The organism is Acinetobacter sp. 826659 (genome assembly GCF_000588515.1).
GTDB classification, from domain to species: domain Bacteria; phylum Pseudomonadota; class Gammaproteobacteria; order Pseudomonadales; family Moraxellaceae; genus Acinetobacter; species Acinetobacter pittii.
This window is the reverse complement of the sequence record NZ_JFYD01000012.1, coordinates 11,748-25,301: the sequence shown is the minus strand read 5'-3', so window position 1 is coordinate 25,301 and position 13,554 is coordinate 11,748. Positions and strand designations below refer to the sequence as shown.

The following is a 13,554-nucleotide window of genomic DNA, read 5'->3' as shown; positions in this document are numbered from 1 at the left end:
ATAATGAAATTTTCAAAAGTACTGATTGCCAATCGTGGTGAAATTGCAGTTCGAGTCATGCAAACTGCTAAGGCAATGGGCTATCAAACTGTCGCAGTTTATTCCGATGCAGACCGTCATGCTCGCCATGTGCAAGAGGCCGATGAAGCTGTCTATATTGGTGCTTCAAAAGTATCTGAGTCATATCTTTCAATTACCAAGATAATAGATGCATGCAAAAAGACAGGTGCTGATGCAGTTCACCCTGGCTATGGTTTTTTGTCAGAAAATACTGATTTTGCTCAGGCATGTATCGACAACCAGATTACATTTATTGGGCCTACCGCTTCTGCAATTGAGTTAATGGGCAGTAAACGCCTTTCAAAAATCGCCATGATTGAGGCGGGCGTTCCTTGTGTGCCGGGGGATGAAGGTGACCGACAAGACCTTGAATATTTAGCAACTCAAGCTGAGCAGATTGGCTTTCCAATTATGGTCAAAGCTTCTGCGGGTGGTGGCGGTCGTGGCATGCGTTTGGTACAGCAAGCATCCGAGTTGTTTGAGGCATTACAAACCGCACGTTCAGAAGCTGAAAATGCTTTTGGTTCAGGTGAGCTTATTTTAGAAAAAGCTGTCATTGCTCCGCGCCATGTCGAGATTCAGGTTTTTGGGGATACACATGGCAATTACGTGTATTTGTTTGAGCGTGATTGTTCGATCCAACGCCGCCATCAGAAAGTTGTTGAAGAAGCACCGTGTCCAGTCATGACACCTGAACTACGTCAGCAAATGGGTGAGGCAGCTGTGGCAGCGGCAAAAGCATGTGCTTATGTCGGTGCGGGAACGGTTGAATTTTTACTTGATGCATCGGGTGCATTTTACTTTTTGGAAATGAATACCCGCTTACAGGTAGAACATCCTGTGACTGAGCTTATTACAGGATTGGACTTGGTTGAATGGCAGTTGCGTGTTGCTAATGGTGAGCACTTACCACTGCAACAACATGAATTGACTTTAAACGGACATGCGATCGAAGTACGTTTGTATGCAGAAGATCCACGGCAAGATTTCTTACCACAAACAGGACAAGTTCTGCGTTGGCAGCCAGCAACTTTGCCAAATGTACGAATCGATCATGGCATGTTAGCAACTGATGAGGTTAGCCCATTTTATGACCCGATGGTGGCGAAGGTGATCGCATATGGTAAAACCCGTGAGGATGCAATTCGCTTATTGGAGCGTGCCGTCGATGACTGTGTTTTGCTGGGTGTAAATAGCAATAAGCAGTTTTTGGTCAATTTACTGCGTCATCCGGTTGTTGTGGCAGGGGATACCAATACAGCATTTATTCAGCAGCATTTTCAAAACGACAGCAGTCTACATAAGCAGGTTCTATCTTTAGAAACCTTAGCAATTGCTGCGGCATTATTTAGCCAAAGTAACGGTACGGCAGTGTGGCAAACTGGTCTAGGTGTGCCATTACCATTAAAGCTTAAATATGATGATCAGCAAGTTCAATTGCAGCTTTCATCGCTAAATAATACGTTTACGGTACAGCTCTGCGATCAAACTATTTGTATTGAAGTGCTTGAAAGAACGATAGAGCAATTAGTTTATTTAATTGATGGTGTACGTCGCCGTGTGCAATATGTACTGGATGGTGATCTGCTTTATTTAGATCAAGATAATGGCAATGTTGCAATTCGCAACGTAACTTATGCCGCCCCAGAGATAGCTGATGTGGCTGGGGATGGCAAAATTCGTGCGCCAATGGATGGTGCGGTAGTAAATATATTGGTCAATAAAGGTGATCAAGTCATAAAAGGCCAAACTTTATTAGTGCTTGAAGCCATGAAAATCCAACAGCAGATTAAATCGGATGTGGATGGTGTAGTTGAAGATGTTTTAGGTCAGCAAGGGCAGCAAGTAAAAAAACGGCAGATGTTATTTACTATTCAAATCTAGTAAAAAATACCGCTCTATATGAGTGGTATTTTACTTTAAATGAGGAGTCCTGATTTATTCTCCATCGGCCTCTGCAATTGTCTGACTTGCTTTTTTTAGGCTATATAGTAGTTGACCTAAAAGGACTTCTTTATTACTTAGCGTAACCATGACCATTGGGTGATGAACAGCAGGAATAGCAGTTAAAATGGCCTTGCCATTATCTGCATCTAAAGTAATGTTGTTACAGCCCGTGAGTTGAATCTCTTTTAAAAATGCAGTGACCATTGCCAAAATTGAGCTACTTACGGCTGCTAACTTAGTAGTGTTATGGTGGTTCTTGTGGCTCACTGTTGCTAATTCAAAACCATCAGAAGAGCAAATCATGACAAAATCTACACCACGCGTATTCATCAAAATATTATGAGCTTCGGCTTTTGCAAGTTGTAGTAACTGTGTTGGAGCGGTTCGTTTTTGAGTTGGGATACTAAGCATGATCATTCCCTTGAGATGTTAAGCCTACCTTGACTTCAAGTGATGCAATTAATGATTCAACCATCATTAAAATTTGTTCTTGCTCACGTGCATCAATAAAAAAAAGAGGGTATGGCAGTGCATTTGCTTTTATCCAATGACGATATTGTTGAAGTGATGACTCTTTATTTTCGTCAATATGAGTAATACCAATTGCAATATTATCATTATAATTTTTAAAGGTTTCTAAATAGCTTTCTAACTCGGCAATTGGATTAGAGCTATTATGATCTAATAATAAAATAACACCGATTGCACCTTCACAAATGACCGACCATATAAAATCAAAACGGCTTTGTCCTGGGGTTCCATAGAGTCCGATTTTGATTCCATCATCTAAAGTAATTTCACCATAATCAATGCCTACAGTGGTCTGGGTTTTCTGATGGCTTTGAACATCTGTATTGAATGCTTCTGTTTCTAGAATTGGAATTTCAGATAGCGATTTAATCGCTTCTGTTTTTCCTGCCCCCATGCTACCTGCAAAGACAATTTTATATTGCTGTATAATCATAACTTCCCTTAAAGACCAAATCGCCGTCTAATTTTCCCTATAAAATTTTTAAAAAAATGATTCTCTGTATTTGAATTCTTTAAGTACGAATTTGGCGTGTAAGTGCATTTGCTTGCAGAAACAAATTTTCCATTATTTGCCATTAAGCAAGCTGTAACGAAGCGTAAGACATCATCAATTGATAAGTTAAGCTGGTTAGCCACATCAGTAATTTTTGCTCCCTGTATAAAGCATGCAGAGAGTTGTAGGCTCACTTTTCTATATTCTTTTTGATAGGGCTGTGGCCAATGATCAATTTTAAAATAGCTATCCTTCGAGGCTAGATTTTCAAAACTGTTTGAATTCCAAATCAGATTCCATAACCAGTCCTGTAAATAATAATCTTTTTTACGCGAAACCTTAGTGAAGTCTGAAGTATTAGCAAAAGTAAAATCAAAGCTTTGATTGGTTCGCGTATGTTGGCGTGATGGCTCTAACCAAGCAATTTGAGTTCTATTATCAATAATGGCTAGAGTACCTTTATCATCAAAAATATGTAGTCTGGCATTTTCTGGACTGTGTAAATTCCTTATAAACTTATCATCAATCAACAGTAGCTCATTTGATAAATCTGAAACTACAGCAGTATTTTTTTTGTTCAAATACGATAATAAGTTTATTTCTATCCAGTTAAGTAAAGACTCTACTTTTTCTAGTGGCAGATGCAGGGTGTGTTCATCAACTTGATATCTATTTTTTGAGGGAGTTTTACTAATTTTTAAATAAGGACATTTTTTCTTTTGAAGAATATTTTGAATATTATCTGAATCAAAAAAGTTTTCGTTAATTAATAATAGATCAATATGAATATTAGAAATATTAACCCAATTAATATTATACTGATTAGATATTAAACTTCTGATTAAAGTTTTTAATTCATCCGAAACTTTTAAGCTTAAACCAGAGGTTGCAATATTTATGCAATGCCTATCCATAGTATCACATTAAATTTTATTGAATAAGAGAGGGGTTTTAATGTGCTCTTTATAATAGGTATAAAAAGCACATTTCAGATTAATTAGCTAAAGTCTAACTCTTTTTCAAATGACTTTAACTCGTGTCGAGCCATTGCTAAATTTGACTTACTCCGGTCAAGGACTAAGTAAAGGAATAAATTATTATTACTTTCTAGAGGTCTAATTAAATGGTAAGCCTTACCTAATGTAATTAAAATGTCTTCAATATTGTCATTTAATTTCAAAGCATTGGCGATGTTTCGTTTTGCGCGGATTACTTCTGTATTGCCGGCAGCTGCCAATTCTAAATCAATCTCCCCACCACCTTGAGTTGCAAGTGATAAACCACTTTCTGAATCAACAAGTGCAGATGCAATAAAACCATCAATTTCAGTTAAGCTATCTAAAGAAAGTTTAGCCATGTTTTTATCTCTCAGGATTCTAAAATTATATTTACTACTTTTTCCTAAAAGTAGTTGAAATTCATTATATTTCTGCTCAATTTGAAGTCAATAAATCAAAGAAATAGAGAAATTGTTGTTTTGGGAAATAAGTGACAGAAAATGTCAGATTATAAAAAATATTATAAGATTATTTTTACATTATACTTTTAATACTGTGCTGAGCTTTACATTATATATTTTAAAATCTGAATAAAACAATTGTAATAGAATGTTAATAAAATATTGAAAAATAAAATATTCTAATTTTAATCATAAAAAGGGGAATAATGAATTCCCCTTTTTTATATAAAAATTAAATTAAACGAGCTGTGTATAAATACAGTAGAGATAGCCCAAAATTGCTAAAGCAACTATAGGGGCAAAAATCTTTGACCATGTAGGTACAGAAATTTCGGCAGCTTGTTCTTCAATATGCACGTCATCATGATGAGGTTGGGCTTGGTGAACCATTTGGTTGAACTCCTTCATTGTTGTATCCAATGATAGCTCTTCTTGTTCCACAGGTTTAGAACCAATTAATTCATTTAGGTGGTTTGTTGACCAAACCCAATCTTCAGCTTGACCTGATAAGTGTTCAATCTGACCTAAAATTAACTCTTTTAAGCCATTATGTCCAAAACCACCTGTTTCATCGAGCTGATTAAGTTCTGCTAACTGCAAAGTTAAAATTTCAGAAATACTCTGTTCTAGTTCTGAATTTTTTAAAGTCGACTGATTATGTTTAGAAGTCGTTAAATGACGAGCAACTTCTTGAATATAAAGTGGATCTGAGGTTTTGATTTCTTGATAAATCTTATTATCATTCTGACGCCATAAACTAATCAGTTTTCCAAGCGTAAGAATATTCACCTCATCAATCAGTTTATTTTTTTCATTAACTGGATATTGATTTAAAAGCTGAGGCTTTTGAATTTTTATCTGCTCAGCAAAGTATTGGACTAAATCAAATGCCATGCTTTCTTCCTCTAAATTTAATCTAAAATTCTTAACGATGGTTTTTTCTTAGTCGATGTTGTTTCAGTTGCTTCTTGTACTTCTGACTCTACTGTATTTTCTACAGGTGTTACATTGGCATATTCTTCAGGATCAAAGAATAAACCTTGTCCATTCTCACGTGCGTAAATCCCTAGAACAGCTTGAATAGGAACATAAATGTCTTTTGATGCTCCGCCAAAACGAGCTGAAAAAGTAATAGCTTCATTGGTAATAAGCAATTGATGAACTGCATGGGGTACAATATTTAGAACAATTTGCCCATCTTTAACAAATTGTTGTGGAACGTCGGTATACGGTTGTGTCGCATCAACTAATAGATAAGGAGTAAGCTGGTTATCACAAATCCATTCATAGATTGCACGAGCAAGATAAGGACGTGTAGGGGTTAAATCAATAGTTTGCTCAGACATATCACGCTATTCCATATTTAATAGTTCATTGTAACGGTTTTTCTCTTGAGGCGTCATTGATTTAGCAAAAGAAGGCCGTTCAAAGATACGTTTACAGTACAAAAATATAGGTCGACAGTGCTGTTTGGGTAAATCAATTCCCATGCTATTTAATCTTAAAAAGATAGGGGCAAGCATGCAGTCTAAGATTGTAAAATTCTCAGACATGAAATACGGAAAATGCTGAAATAGGGGAGTAAGTGAAATTAATGTTTCACGTAGTTCTTTTTGAGCTTTTTGCTTTTGTTCGACATTTAGTGAGTCAGCATGTTTTAACATGTGATCTGCTAACTTAAACCAGTCGTTTTCAAGTCTCCAGATATACTGACGCTGTTCTGCACGCATCATAGGTGCATCTGCATAAAGCTTGCTTTGGCGATAACGATCATCTAAATATTCAGCGATGATAGGTGCTGAAAATAATTTAAGGTTTTGTTCGACCAACATTGGTAATTGGTTGTAAGGATTTAAGCTGGCCAAATCTTCGTCTTCATGGTCAGTTATGATCAATTGATATTTGATTTGTTTTTCTGCTAATAAGAAACGAATCCAGTGAGAACGGAAATCATCAGCATGACTGTAAAGGGTAATCCCCTGAATAGAGGTGTTTTCGACCGACATATCACAAGACGACGTGGTTGAGTGAATCGATTAGGATACTAAAAATGCTCTAGGAAATCACGGTTCTAAAGAGATAGTTTGTTTATATTTATAAGTTTGCATTTTGTGGCTCTATTTTCATAATAAAAAAGCCTTGGAAAAATCCAAGGCTTTTTGTCCAACTCGATAAACGAATTAACGTTTAGAGAATTGAGGACGCTTACGAGCTTTACGTAAACCAAGTTTCTTACGTTCAACTTCACGAGCATCACGAGTAACGAAACCAGCTTGACGTAGAACAGGTTTTAAAGTTTCGTCAGCAGCGATAAGCGCACGAGTAATACCGTGACGGATCGCGCCAGCTTGACCACCGATACCACCACCTTTAACAGTGATGTAAAGGTCAAACTTTTCAGTAACTTCTAAAAGTTCTAAAGGTTGACGAACAACCATACGAGCAGTTTCACGACCGAAATATTGCTCTAAAGTACGGTTGTTAATAACGAGTTTACCTGTACCAGCTGACAAGAAAACACGTGCAGTTGCGGTCTTACGGCGACCTGTACCATAATTAGTAGCCATGTGCTGTATCCCTTAGATGTCCAAAACTTGTGGCTGTTGAGCAGCATGCGGATGCTCAGTACCAGCGTACACTTTCATTTTTTTGATCATTGCATAACCAAGAGGACCTTTTGGTAACATGCCTTTAACCGCTTTTTCAAGAACAGCTTCAGGTTTGTGAGCAATTAACTTCTCGAAGTTAGTCTCACGGATACCACCAGGGAAACCAGTATGGCGATAATATTTCTTATCAAGTGATTTTTTACCAGTCACTTGAACTTGTTCAGCATTAATCACAACGATGTAATCGCCAGTGTCAACGTGAGGAGTATAAGAAGTTTTGTGCTTACCGCGTAAACGACGAGCGATTTCAGTCGCAAGGCGACCTAAAGTTTTGCCAGAAGCATCAACAACATACCAGTCATGTTGAACTTCAGCTGGCTTAGCGCTGAGAGTTTTCATTAAACCACTACCTATTATAGTTGGTTTGGACTATGGAATCTGTCCAAACAAAAGGAGCGAGCATTCTAAACGAGTTTGTCCAAACTCACAAGAAAAATCCAGTTTAAGCCATATAATTTAATCCATAAACTGATGAATGTCAGATATGTTAAAATCAAACAAATTCTTGTTATGTGTCTGGAGTGATTGTGTTGCCATTATATGTCACTTCCGGTGAGCCGGCTGGTATTGGTCCAGATATCTGTTTGAGCTTGGCTAAGCGGGTTGATGAACGCCCTGTTGTTGTTTTGGGTGACCAAAATTTATTAGAACAACGTGCCCAAAAACTTGGGATCGATATTCAATTTATAGAATATACCGGACAGCCTGAGTCATCATCTCTGAATGAACTCTATATAGAACATGTGCCTTTAGAGGCAGCTGTCATTGATGGTCAATTAAACCCAGCTAATGCAGCCTACGTATTAGAACAACTGCGTCGTTCAGCAGATTATGCAATGTCTGGTAAAAGTGTGGGAGTAGCCACGGCACCCGTGCAAAAATCGGTTATTAATGATGCTGGTATTTTGTTTAGTGGTCACACTGAATACTATCAAGAGTTTGCAGGTGTAGAGCGTGTCGTAATGATGCTTGCAACCAAAACCTTGCGTGTCGCCTTAGCAACTACACATTTACCCTTAAGAGATGTAGCAGATGCAATTACTAAAGAACGATTGCATCAGGTCATTGATATTTTACTGCATGACTTAAAAACTAAATTTAAGATTACAGATCCACGTGTATTGGTGTGTGGTTTAAATCCGCATGCAGGTGAAGATGGTTATTTGGGGCGTGAAGAGATTGAGACTATTAATCCGGTACTCGAAAGTTATCGGGCGCAAGGGATTAAAATGAGTTTAAGCTTGCCAGCAGATACCTTATTTACTCCAGAACATCTTAAAAATGCAGACGCTGTACTTGCCATGTACCATGATCAAGGTTTACCTGTGTTAAAATCACAAGGGTTTGGTGAAGCCATCAATATTACATTGGGTTTGCCTTTCATCCGAACTTCGGTTGACCATGGCACTGCATTGTCTTTGGCTGGGACTGGTTTGGCAAAAAGCTCAAGTTTAAATGTCGCTGTTGATTTAGCTTTATCTTTAGCAGCGAGCTAAATTTTTCATGTTGGAAATGTTCTATGTATCAAATTAATGCCCTAAACCCGAAAGATGAAGGGCATAAAGCTCGTAAACGTTTTGGTCAAAACTTCTTACATGATCAGAGAGTCATTGCCAAAATTGTGCGCTCTGTAAGTCCGCGTACAGGCGACAATATTGTCGAGATTGGACCTGGTTTAGCTGCCTTAACATCTCCTTTAATTGGTGAGTGTGATGCATTAACAGTAGTGGAGCTAGATCGTGACTTAGCTGCTGGGCTACCGGAACGTGTTCCACATCCTGAACGTTTGACGATTATAGAAGCTGATGCATTAAAATATGACTTTAGCGAATTGGTAAAAGATGGCCGACCATTACGTGTAGTCGGTAACTTACCTTATAACATTTCAACCCCATTACTCTTTCATCTCTTGGAATTTGGCAGCAAAGTTAAAGATATGCACTTTATGCTGCAAAAAGAGGTTGTTGACCGTATTACTGCTGAACCGAATACAAAAGAATATGGACGCTTGTCGGTAATGATTCAATATTACTGTCAACCAACATTTTTATTTGAAGTGCCGGCTGGGGCATTTAACCCACCACCTAAAGTAACGAGTGCTGTTTTCCGCCTTGTTCCGTATGATCAAAAGCCAATTACAGCAAAAGATGAAAAAGCTTTAGCTCGACTGGTTGCCCATGTATTTACTCAGCGCCGCAAAACATTAAGAAACAGTCTTAAAGGTATGATTGCAGAAGATGGCTTTGAAAAAGCTGGTGTTGATCCAATGGCTCGTCCAGAGACCTTAACACTTGCCCAATTTGTTGCTTTAGCCGATCAAATGGTGGCGTAAATGACTAAGCGTTTTAACTATGTTATTGGCGATGTGCAGGGGTGTTTTGAAGCTCTAAAAGCCTTGCTTAAAGAAATACGTTTTGATCCAGATCAAGACTTTTTATGGTTTGCTGGGGATTTAGTCGCACGTGGTGAAAACTCGGTAGGGGCATTACGTTTTATTAAAAAGCTTGCTGATCGTGGAGCTGCTGCAACTGTACTTGGAAATCATGACCTGACTTTAATCGCGGGTGCGCGTGGTTTAAAAGAGATTAAAGCAAAAGATCGTACCCAAGATGTTATTGATGCGATTGATGGTGATGAGTTAATCGATTGGTTACGTAAACAGCCATTATGTTTATTGCCAAACGAGCATACGATCCTTACTCATGCTGGCATACCTTGTATTTGGGATGCGCAAAAAACTGTAACGTTAGCAAAAGAGGTTGAGGCGGTACTGTCACATCAAGATTTATCTGTCTTGGATGCTTTTTTAGCAGACATGTATGGTTCTAAACCAGATTTGTGGGAAGATAACCTAACTGGTTCTGCGCGTTTACGTTGTATTACCAATTATTTGACTCGCATGCGTTTAACCAACGCAGAAGGGGCTTTAGAGTTTACTTTTAAAGATGCTCTAGATGCGCCAATGCCAGAAGGCTATCTACCTTGGTTTGAATTTCCAAGCAAAGCTGCTCAGACTCATCAGATTATTTTTGGTCATTGGGCCGCGCTAGAAGGTAGAACTATTAATGAGCAGATCCAGAATATTGATGGCGGCTGTGTATGGGGACGAAAGTTAATGGCTTATCGCCTTGAAGACAAAGAAAGCTTTGCTGTCGAAAATCCTGTACAAGTATAGGAAAAGCCATGCTTTTCACGAGCGCAAGACGAGAGTTGTGCCCGTGTGAAAGTAAAAAAGCCGCATAAGCGGCTTTTTTATTGGGAACTCTTATTCTACTCGAATCCAGATTTGATTACGCCCTAAAGCTGAAACTCCGAGATAACCGCGCATATGTAAGCGTTTGCCAGTTGAACTAAGCTTCGCCTTAAGACCGTAAACTTTGCCAGTATTCGGATCTAAAATTTTACCGCCAGTATAGTTCAGTCCATCTACCTGTTTTAAACCAGTTGCGATATCCATACCTAAAATCGGTTTATTGGTATATGGCGCAGGGCAATTATCACAAATTTCTTTAGGCGTATAACCTGGGCGTGGCGTAAGTTTGACAATTTTTCCGGCATATGTCCCGTTCGTTTCTTTTCGTATTTCCACCTGTGCTTTGGGAGCACCTGTCTTATCATCAATTGTTTGCCAGAGACCTGTAATATCTGCTGCGAATGTAGCAGTATTAATCCCCAATAAGAGCAGAGCTCCAATAAAAATTTTCCCCATAATTAAAAATCCTTTTAACTTTGAAAGGTCATCTTATTTGGAATTGATAGACCGTTCAATGTTTATTTAATCAACTTCTTAATTATGGTGTTCCAAAAGACAACATTAATGTTGGTAGCCAAATTGCAGTAAATACGCCATTCAATGCCATACCAAATGCAGCATAACGACCTGCGACAGGTCCACGTTGCCAAGCTTGAGCTGTTCCAATGGCGTGTGCAGCTAAACCTAAGGCTAAACCTGATGCTCTCTCATCATGAATATGTTTAAGTAAGAATGGTGAGAATGCAGCGCCAATTACCCCAGACAAAATAACAATAAGGGTCACAAGTGTTTCAGGAGCATGTAATAAAGTTGCGATGTTCAGAGCAATTGGAGTAGTTACTGCACGGGTGGCAAATGCAAGGATGGTAGGTTCGGACATATGTAACAAGTATGCTAGCCCCATAGGTAGGGCAACGGCGCTAATACTTGCAAAAAGTAAAATACCAATGACCGATTTAATTGGAAGATCATCGTAACGCATTGCAGCTAAAGGGATGGCTAATGCTACGGTGACATAACCTAATAGATGACCAAATAAGTCATTCACATAAAGACGATACTGCTCATATGGCACATGCAAAACTGAAAGTAAGCCAATTACAATGAACATGCCGAAAACTAAAAGTGGAACTTGCGGGAAACGTCGGTTTAAAGGCTTTGCACACAGATAACCAATGAGTGTGATCAAAAATCCGTAGAAAATCGTAAACATTTTATTCTCCTTATAACCAACGTTTTGCCATTTTTGCATAGACCCACAAAGGTATAAGGGTACTGACCACTAAAACAAAAAGAAATAATGGAATTTCCTTACCCATATGTACCAGCATAATTAATGAACCTGCACAGATAGGTAAAAACGCGAATCCACTTTCTTTCATGATTTTATTATTGGTATCTACTATTCGAAGTGGAATTTTTTTAAACTTTCTCCAAATCAGTAAAATAATAAGTAAGCTGATTAAACCGACCAGATTACCTAATTCTGGATGACCAAAAGCACGCATGACAACGACAGAGCCTTCACGAAAACCAATAATGAGTAGTAATGTAATTACCCATGCTGTCCAGTCTATACTTTTGATCTTATCCATATTTTTTATCTCTAAAAGTTTACTTATCAAGTTTTAACTGATATCGCCCTTGATTTCAAACTCTTCCAAGGGGCGCTTAAATTGACTCGCGTGTTCTCCCAAGATTTCATCTAAGGGCAGTTTTGCTTGGCGAATAAGCTTTTCTAACTTATGTGGTGCAATCTTCACATCAATATGTAATAAGCCCGCATCATCATAATGTTCAGACTCAATAACATTTAAGGCATAAAGTTGAGTACGAAATTTGCCATAAGCAGGCTTAAGAACGAGTGAAAACTTTTGAATTTGGCCCATTAAGCATTCTTGTACTGCTTTTTGGAGTAACTCTAGACCTTGACCAGAATGAGCTGAAACATACACTCGATCTGGGACGTGGGGCTCAGCATAAATGATTTTGGCCTCTTCACCACTTAGGTCAATTTTGTTGTACACCCGAAGTATGGGAGCATCAGCGCCAATGTCTTTTAATACACCTTCAACCGCTTCAATTTGGTCAAGCATGTCATGGCTACTACTATCAATAACATGCAATAAAAGGGTCGCTTCTAGCGTTTCTTCAAGTGTTGCTTTAAATGATTCAACCAAATCATGCTGTAAGTTTCGTACAAAACCTACTGTATCTGCTAGCACAACAGTACCGATACCATCCCAGTCTAAACGGCGTAGGGTTGGATCGAGTGTTGCAAATAGTTGATCAGCTGCGTAGACATCACTATTAGCTAAAATATTAAATAAAGTCGATTTACCAGCGTTGGTATAACCTACTAATGAAACCGTTGGAATAGCTGCTTTTTGTCTTGCAGCACGCCCTTGCATACGAGTCTGTTGTACTTTGTCTAATTTATCTTTTAATTGGGTAATACGAACACGAATGAGACGGCGATCTGTCTCTAGTTGTGTTTCACCAGGACCACGTAAGCCGATACCACCTTTTTGTTGTTCAAAATCGGCAGACCAACCACGAATAAGACGAGTAGATAAATGTTTAAGCTGAGCAAGTTCGACTTGTAACTTACCTTCATGCGTACGGGCACGCAGCGCAAAAATATCTAAAATCAAGCCAGTGCGGTCAATAACTCGGCATTTTAATATTCTTTCTAGATTTCGTTCTTGAGCAGGTGATAACGCGTGGTCAAAAATAACCAGACTCGCTTCTAGCTCCTGAACTTGCTCTGCAATTTCTTCGACTTTTCCTGAGCCAATAAAAAATTTAGGATTAGGCTTATTACGCTGAACCTTAATATGTTCAAGGATATCTGCACCAGCAGACTGTGCAAGTAGAGCAAACTCTTCGGCATCCAGATCATCTAATAATTGTACAGAAACACTCACTAAGATTGTGCGTTCACCGCCTTGATGCCGATCAACATATTCCACGTGGCTATAAATCCTGAAAATGGGAAAACTTTATTCTAGAGGAAACTTAAGCAAAAGGGGAAAGCGTTTGTTCTTATCCTTTAGATTAGTTATATGAGATTAGTCTAGTGTTCAGATTTATTTTATTTGCCGTTCTCTATCGTCAATGCAAGTTTATTACGAAACGTATA

Annotated in this window: 17 protein-coding genes; 4 read left to right on the top strand and 13 right to left on the bottom strand. The window is 38.4% G+C overall.

The annotated features are described in order from the left end of the window. Positions 1–3: 3 nt before the first annotated feature. Positions 4–1,944, top strand: a complete 1,941-nt coding sequence (locus J663_RS17855; RefSeq protein WP_033851350.1) for an acetyl/propionyl/methylcrotonyl-CoA carboxylase subunit alpha — start codon at positions 4–6, stop codon at positions 1,942–1,944. A 54-nt stretch (positions 1,945–1,998) separates the two neighbouring features. Here J663_RS17855 and J663_RS17850 read toward each other — a convergent pair whose 3' ends face one another. The 9 genes from J663_RS17850 to rplM form a co-directional block, all read right to left on the bottom strand. Then, positions 1,999–2,418 carry a roadblock/LC7 domain-containing protein gene (locus J663_RS17850; RefSeq protein WP_002117819.1) on the bottom strand — a complete coding sequence of 140 codons (420 nt, stop codon included), beginning with the start codon at positions 2,416–2,418 and terminating at the stop codon, positions 1,999–2,001. Then, positions 2,411–2,971 carry a GTP-binding protein gene (locus J663_RS17845; protein WP_033851347.1) on the bottom strand — a complete coding sequence of 187 codons (561 nt, stop codon included), beginning with the start codon at positions 2,969–2,971 and terminating at the stop codon, positions 2,411–2,413. The genes J663_RS17850 and J663_RS17845 overlap by 8 nt, the downstream gene beginning before the upstream one ends. An 8-nt stretch (positions 2,972–2,979) precedes the next feature. Then, positions 2,980–3,945, bottom strand: a complete 966-nt coding sequence (locus J663_RS17840) for a hypothetical protein (RefSeq protein WP_033851345.1) — start codon at positions 3,943–3,945, stop codon at positions 2,980–2,982. An 83-nt stretch (positions 3,946–4,028) separates the two neighbouring features. Further along, on the bottom strand, positions 4,029–4,388 hold the full coding sequence (locus tag J663_RS17835; RefSeq protein WP_003656109.1) for a hypothetical protein: 360 nt from the start codon (positions 4,386–4,388) through the stop codon (positions 4,029–4,031). Positions 4,389–4,727: 339 nt separating this feature from the next. Next, entirely contained in the window at positions 4,728–5,384 is a 657-nt protein-coding gene (locus J663_RS17830; protein WP_033851343.1) for a hypothetical protein, read from the bottom strand. Between the two features lie 17 nt (positions 5,385–5,401). After that, positions 5,402–5,836, bottom strand: coding sequence for a ClpXP protease specificity-enhancing factor (locus J663_RS17825; protein WP_005804921.1), 435 nt, complete (start codon positions 5,834–5,836; stop codon positions 5,402–5,404). Positions 5,837–5,842: 6 nt separating this feature from the next. Next, positions 5,843–6,496: a glutathione S-transferase N-terminal domain-containing protein gene (locus J663_RS17820; RefSeq protein WP_005065247.1), complete on the bottom strand. Its 654-nt coding sequence runs from the start codon at positions 6,494–6,496 to the stop codon at positions 5,843–5,845. Positions 6,497–6,670: 174 nt separating this feature from the next. Beyond that, positions 6,671–7,057 carry a 30S ribosomal protein S9 gene (rpsI, locus tag J663_RS17815; RefSeq protein WP_002048725.1) on the bottom strand — a complete coding sequence of 129 codons (387 nt, stop codon included), beginning with the start codon at positions 7,055–7,057 and terminating at the stop codon, positions 6,671–6,673. Positions 7,058–7,069: 12 nt separating this feature from the next. Beyond that, positions 7,070–7,498, bottom strand: coding sequence for a 50S ribosomal protein L13 (gene rplM / locus J663_RS17810; RefSeq protein WP_002117832.1), 429 nt, complete (start codon positions 7,496–7,498; stop codon positions 7,070–7,072). A gap of 173 nt (positions 7,499–7,671) precedes the next feature. Between rplM and pdxA the strand changes: the two genes are divergently transcribed. From pdxA to J663_RS17795, 3 genes are read left to right on the top strand one after another with little or no spacing between them, the layout of a single operon-like run. Next, positions 7,672–8,655 carry a 4-hydroxythreonine-4-phosphate dehydrogenase PdxA gene (gene pdxA / locus J663_RS17805; protein WP_081404810.1) on the top strand — a complete coding sequence of 328 codons (984 nt, stop codon included), beginning with the start codon at positions 7,672–7,674 and terminating at the stop codon, positions 8,653–8,655. A gap of 23 nt (positions 8,656–8,678) precedes the next feature. After that, a complete protein-coding gene (gene rsmA, locus J663_RS17800; protein ID WP_005065242.1) occupies positions 8,679–9,491 on the top strand; it encodes a 16S rRNA (adenine(1518)-N(6)/adenine(1519)-N(6))-dimethyltransferase RsmA in 813 nt (270 codons plus the stop codon). Further along, positions 9,492–10,334, top strand: coding sequence for a symmetrical bis(5'-nucleosyl)-tetraphosphatase (locus J663_RS17795; protein ID WP_033851338.1), 843 nt, complete (start codon positions 9,492–9,494; stop codon positions 10,332–10,334). A 90-nt stretch (positions 10,335–10,424) separates the two neighbouring features. On the opposite strand, the gene J663_RS17790 is transcribed toward J663_RS17795, so the two are convergent. The 4 genes from J663_RS17790 to hflX all read right to left on the bottom strand — a co-directional run bounded on the left by J663_RS17790 (position 10,425) and on the right by hflX (position 13,384). Then, positions 10,425–10,868, bottom strand: a complete 444-nt coding sequence (locus J663_RS17790; RefSeq protein WP_033851336.1) for a DUF2147 domain-containing protein — start codon at positions 10,866–10,868, stop codon at positions 10,425–10,427. Between the two features lie 82 nt (positions 10,869–10,950). Next, complete coding sequence (locus J663_RS17785) at positions 10,951–11,625, bottom strand: LrgB family protein (protein ID WP_005804924.1); 675 nt, start codon at positions 11,623–11,625, stop codon at positions 10,951–10,953. Between the two features lie 10 nt (positions 11,626–11,635). Beyond that, entirely contained in the window at positions 11,636–12,007 is a 372-nt protein-coding gene (locus J663_RS17780; protein WP_002117849.1) for a hypothetical protein, read from the bottom strand. A gap of 33 nt (positions 12,008–12,040) precedes the next feature. Beyond that, positions 12,041–13,384 carry a ribosome rescue GTPase HflX gene (hflX, locus tag J663_RS17775; RefSeq protein ID WP_033851335.1) on the bottom strand — a complete coding sequence of 448 codons (1,344 nt, stop codon included), beginning with the start codon at positions 13,382–13,384 and terminating at the stop codon, positions 12,041–12,043. Positions 13,385–13,554: the final 170 nt, after the last annotated feature.

What these genes read in the sequence shown, in the direction of transcription:
- J663_RS17780 (WP_002117849.1), bottom strand. Translation starts at nt 12,007, where the DNA reads ATGGATAAGATCAAAAGTATAGACTGGACAGCATGGGTAATTACATTA.
- J663_RS17850 (WP_002117819.1), bottom strand. Translation starts at nt 2,418, where the DNA reads ATGCTTAGTATCCCAACTCAAAAACGAACCGCTCCAACACAGTTACTA.
- J663_RS17820 (WP_005065247.1), bottom strand. Translation starts at nt 6,496, where the DNA reads ATGTCGGTCGAAAACACCTCTATTCAGGGGATTACCCTTTACAGTCAT.
- J663_RS17835 (WP_003656109.1), bottom strand. Translation starts at nt 4,388, where the DNA reads ATGGCTAAACTTTCTTTAGATAGCTTAACTGAAATTGATGGTTTTATT.
- J663_RS17855 (WP_033851350.1), top strand. Translation starts at nt 4, where the DNA reads ATGAAATTTTCAAAAGTACTGATTGCCAATCGTGGTGAAATTGCAGTT.
- rpsI (WP_002048725.1), bottom strand. Translation starts at nt 7,057, where the DNA reads ATGGCTACTAATTATGGTACAGGTCGCCGTAAGACCGCAACTGCACGT.
- J663_RS17795 (WP_033851338.1), top strand. Translation starts at nt 9,492, where the DNA reads ATGACTAAGCGTTTTAACTATGTTATTGGCGATGTGCAGGGGTGTTTT.
- J663_RS17790 (WP_033851336.1), bottom strand. Translation starts at nt 10,868, where the DNA reads ATGGGGAAAATTTTTATTGGAGCTCTGCTCTTATTGGGGATTAATACT.
- J663_RS17825 (WP_005804921.1), bottom strand. Translation starts at nt 5,836, where the DNA reads ATGTCTGAGCAAACTATTGATTTAACCCCTACACGTCCTTATCTTGCT.
- rsmA (WP_005065242.1), top strand. Translation starts at nt 8,679, where the DNA reads ATGTATCAAATTAATGCCCTAAACCCGAAAGATGAAGGGCATAAAGCT.
- J663_RS17845 (WP_033851347.1), bottom strand. Translation starts at nt 2,971, where the DNA reads ATGATTATACAGCAATATAAAATTGTCTTTGCAGGTAGCATGGGGGCA.
- J663_RS17840 (WP_033851345.1), bottom strand. Translation starts at nt 3,945, where the DNA reads ATGGATAGGCATTGCATAAATATTGCAACCTCTGGTTTAAGCTTAAAA.
- J663_RS17785 (WP_005804924.1), bottom strand. Translation starts at nt 11,625, where the DNA reads ATGTTTACGATTTTCTACGGATTTTTGATCACACTCATTGGTTATCTG.
- J663_RS17830 (WP_033851343.1), bottom strand. Translation starts at nt 5,384, where the DNA reads ATGGCATTTGATTTAGTCCAATACTTTGCTGAGCAGATAAAAATTCAA.
- rplM (WP_002117832.1), bottom strand. Translation starts at nt 7,498, where the DNA reads ATGAAAACTCTCAGCGCTAAGCCAGCTGAAGTTCAACATGACTGGTAT.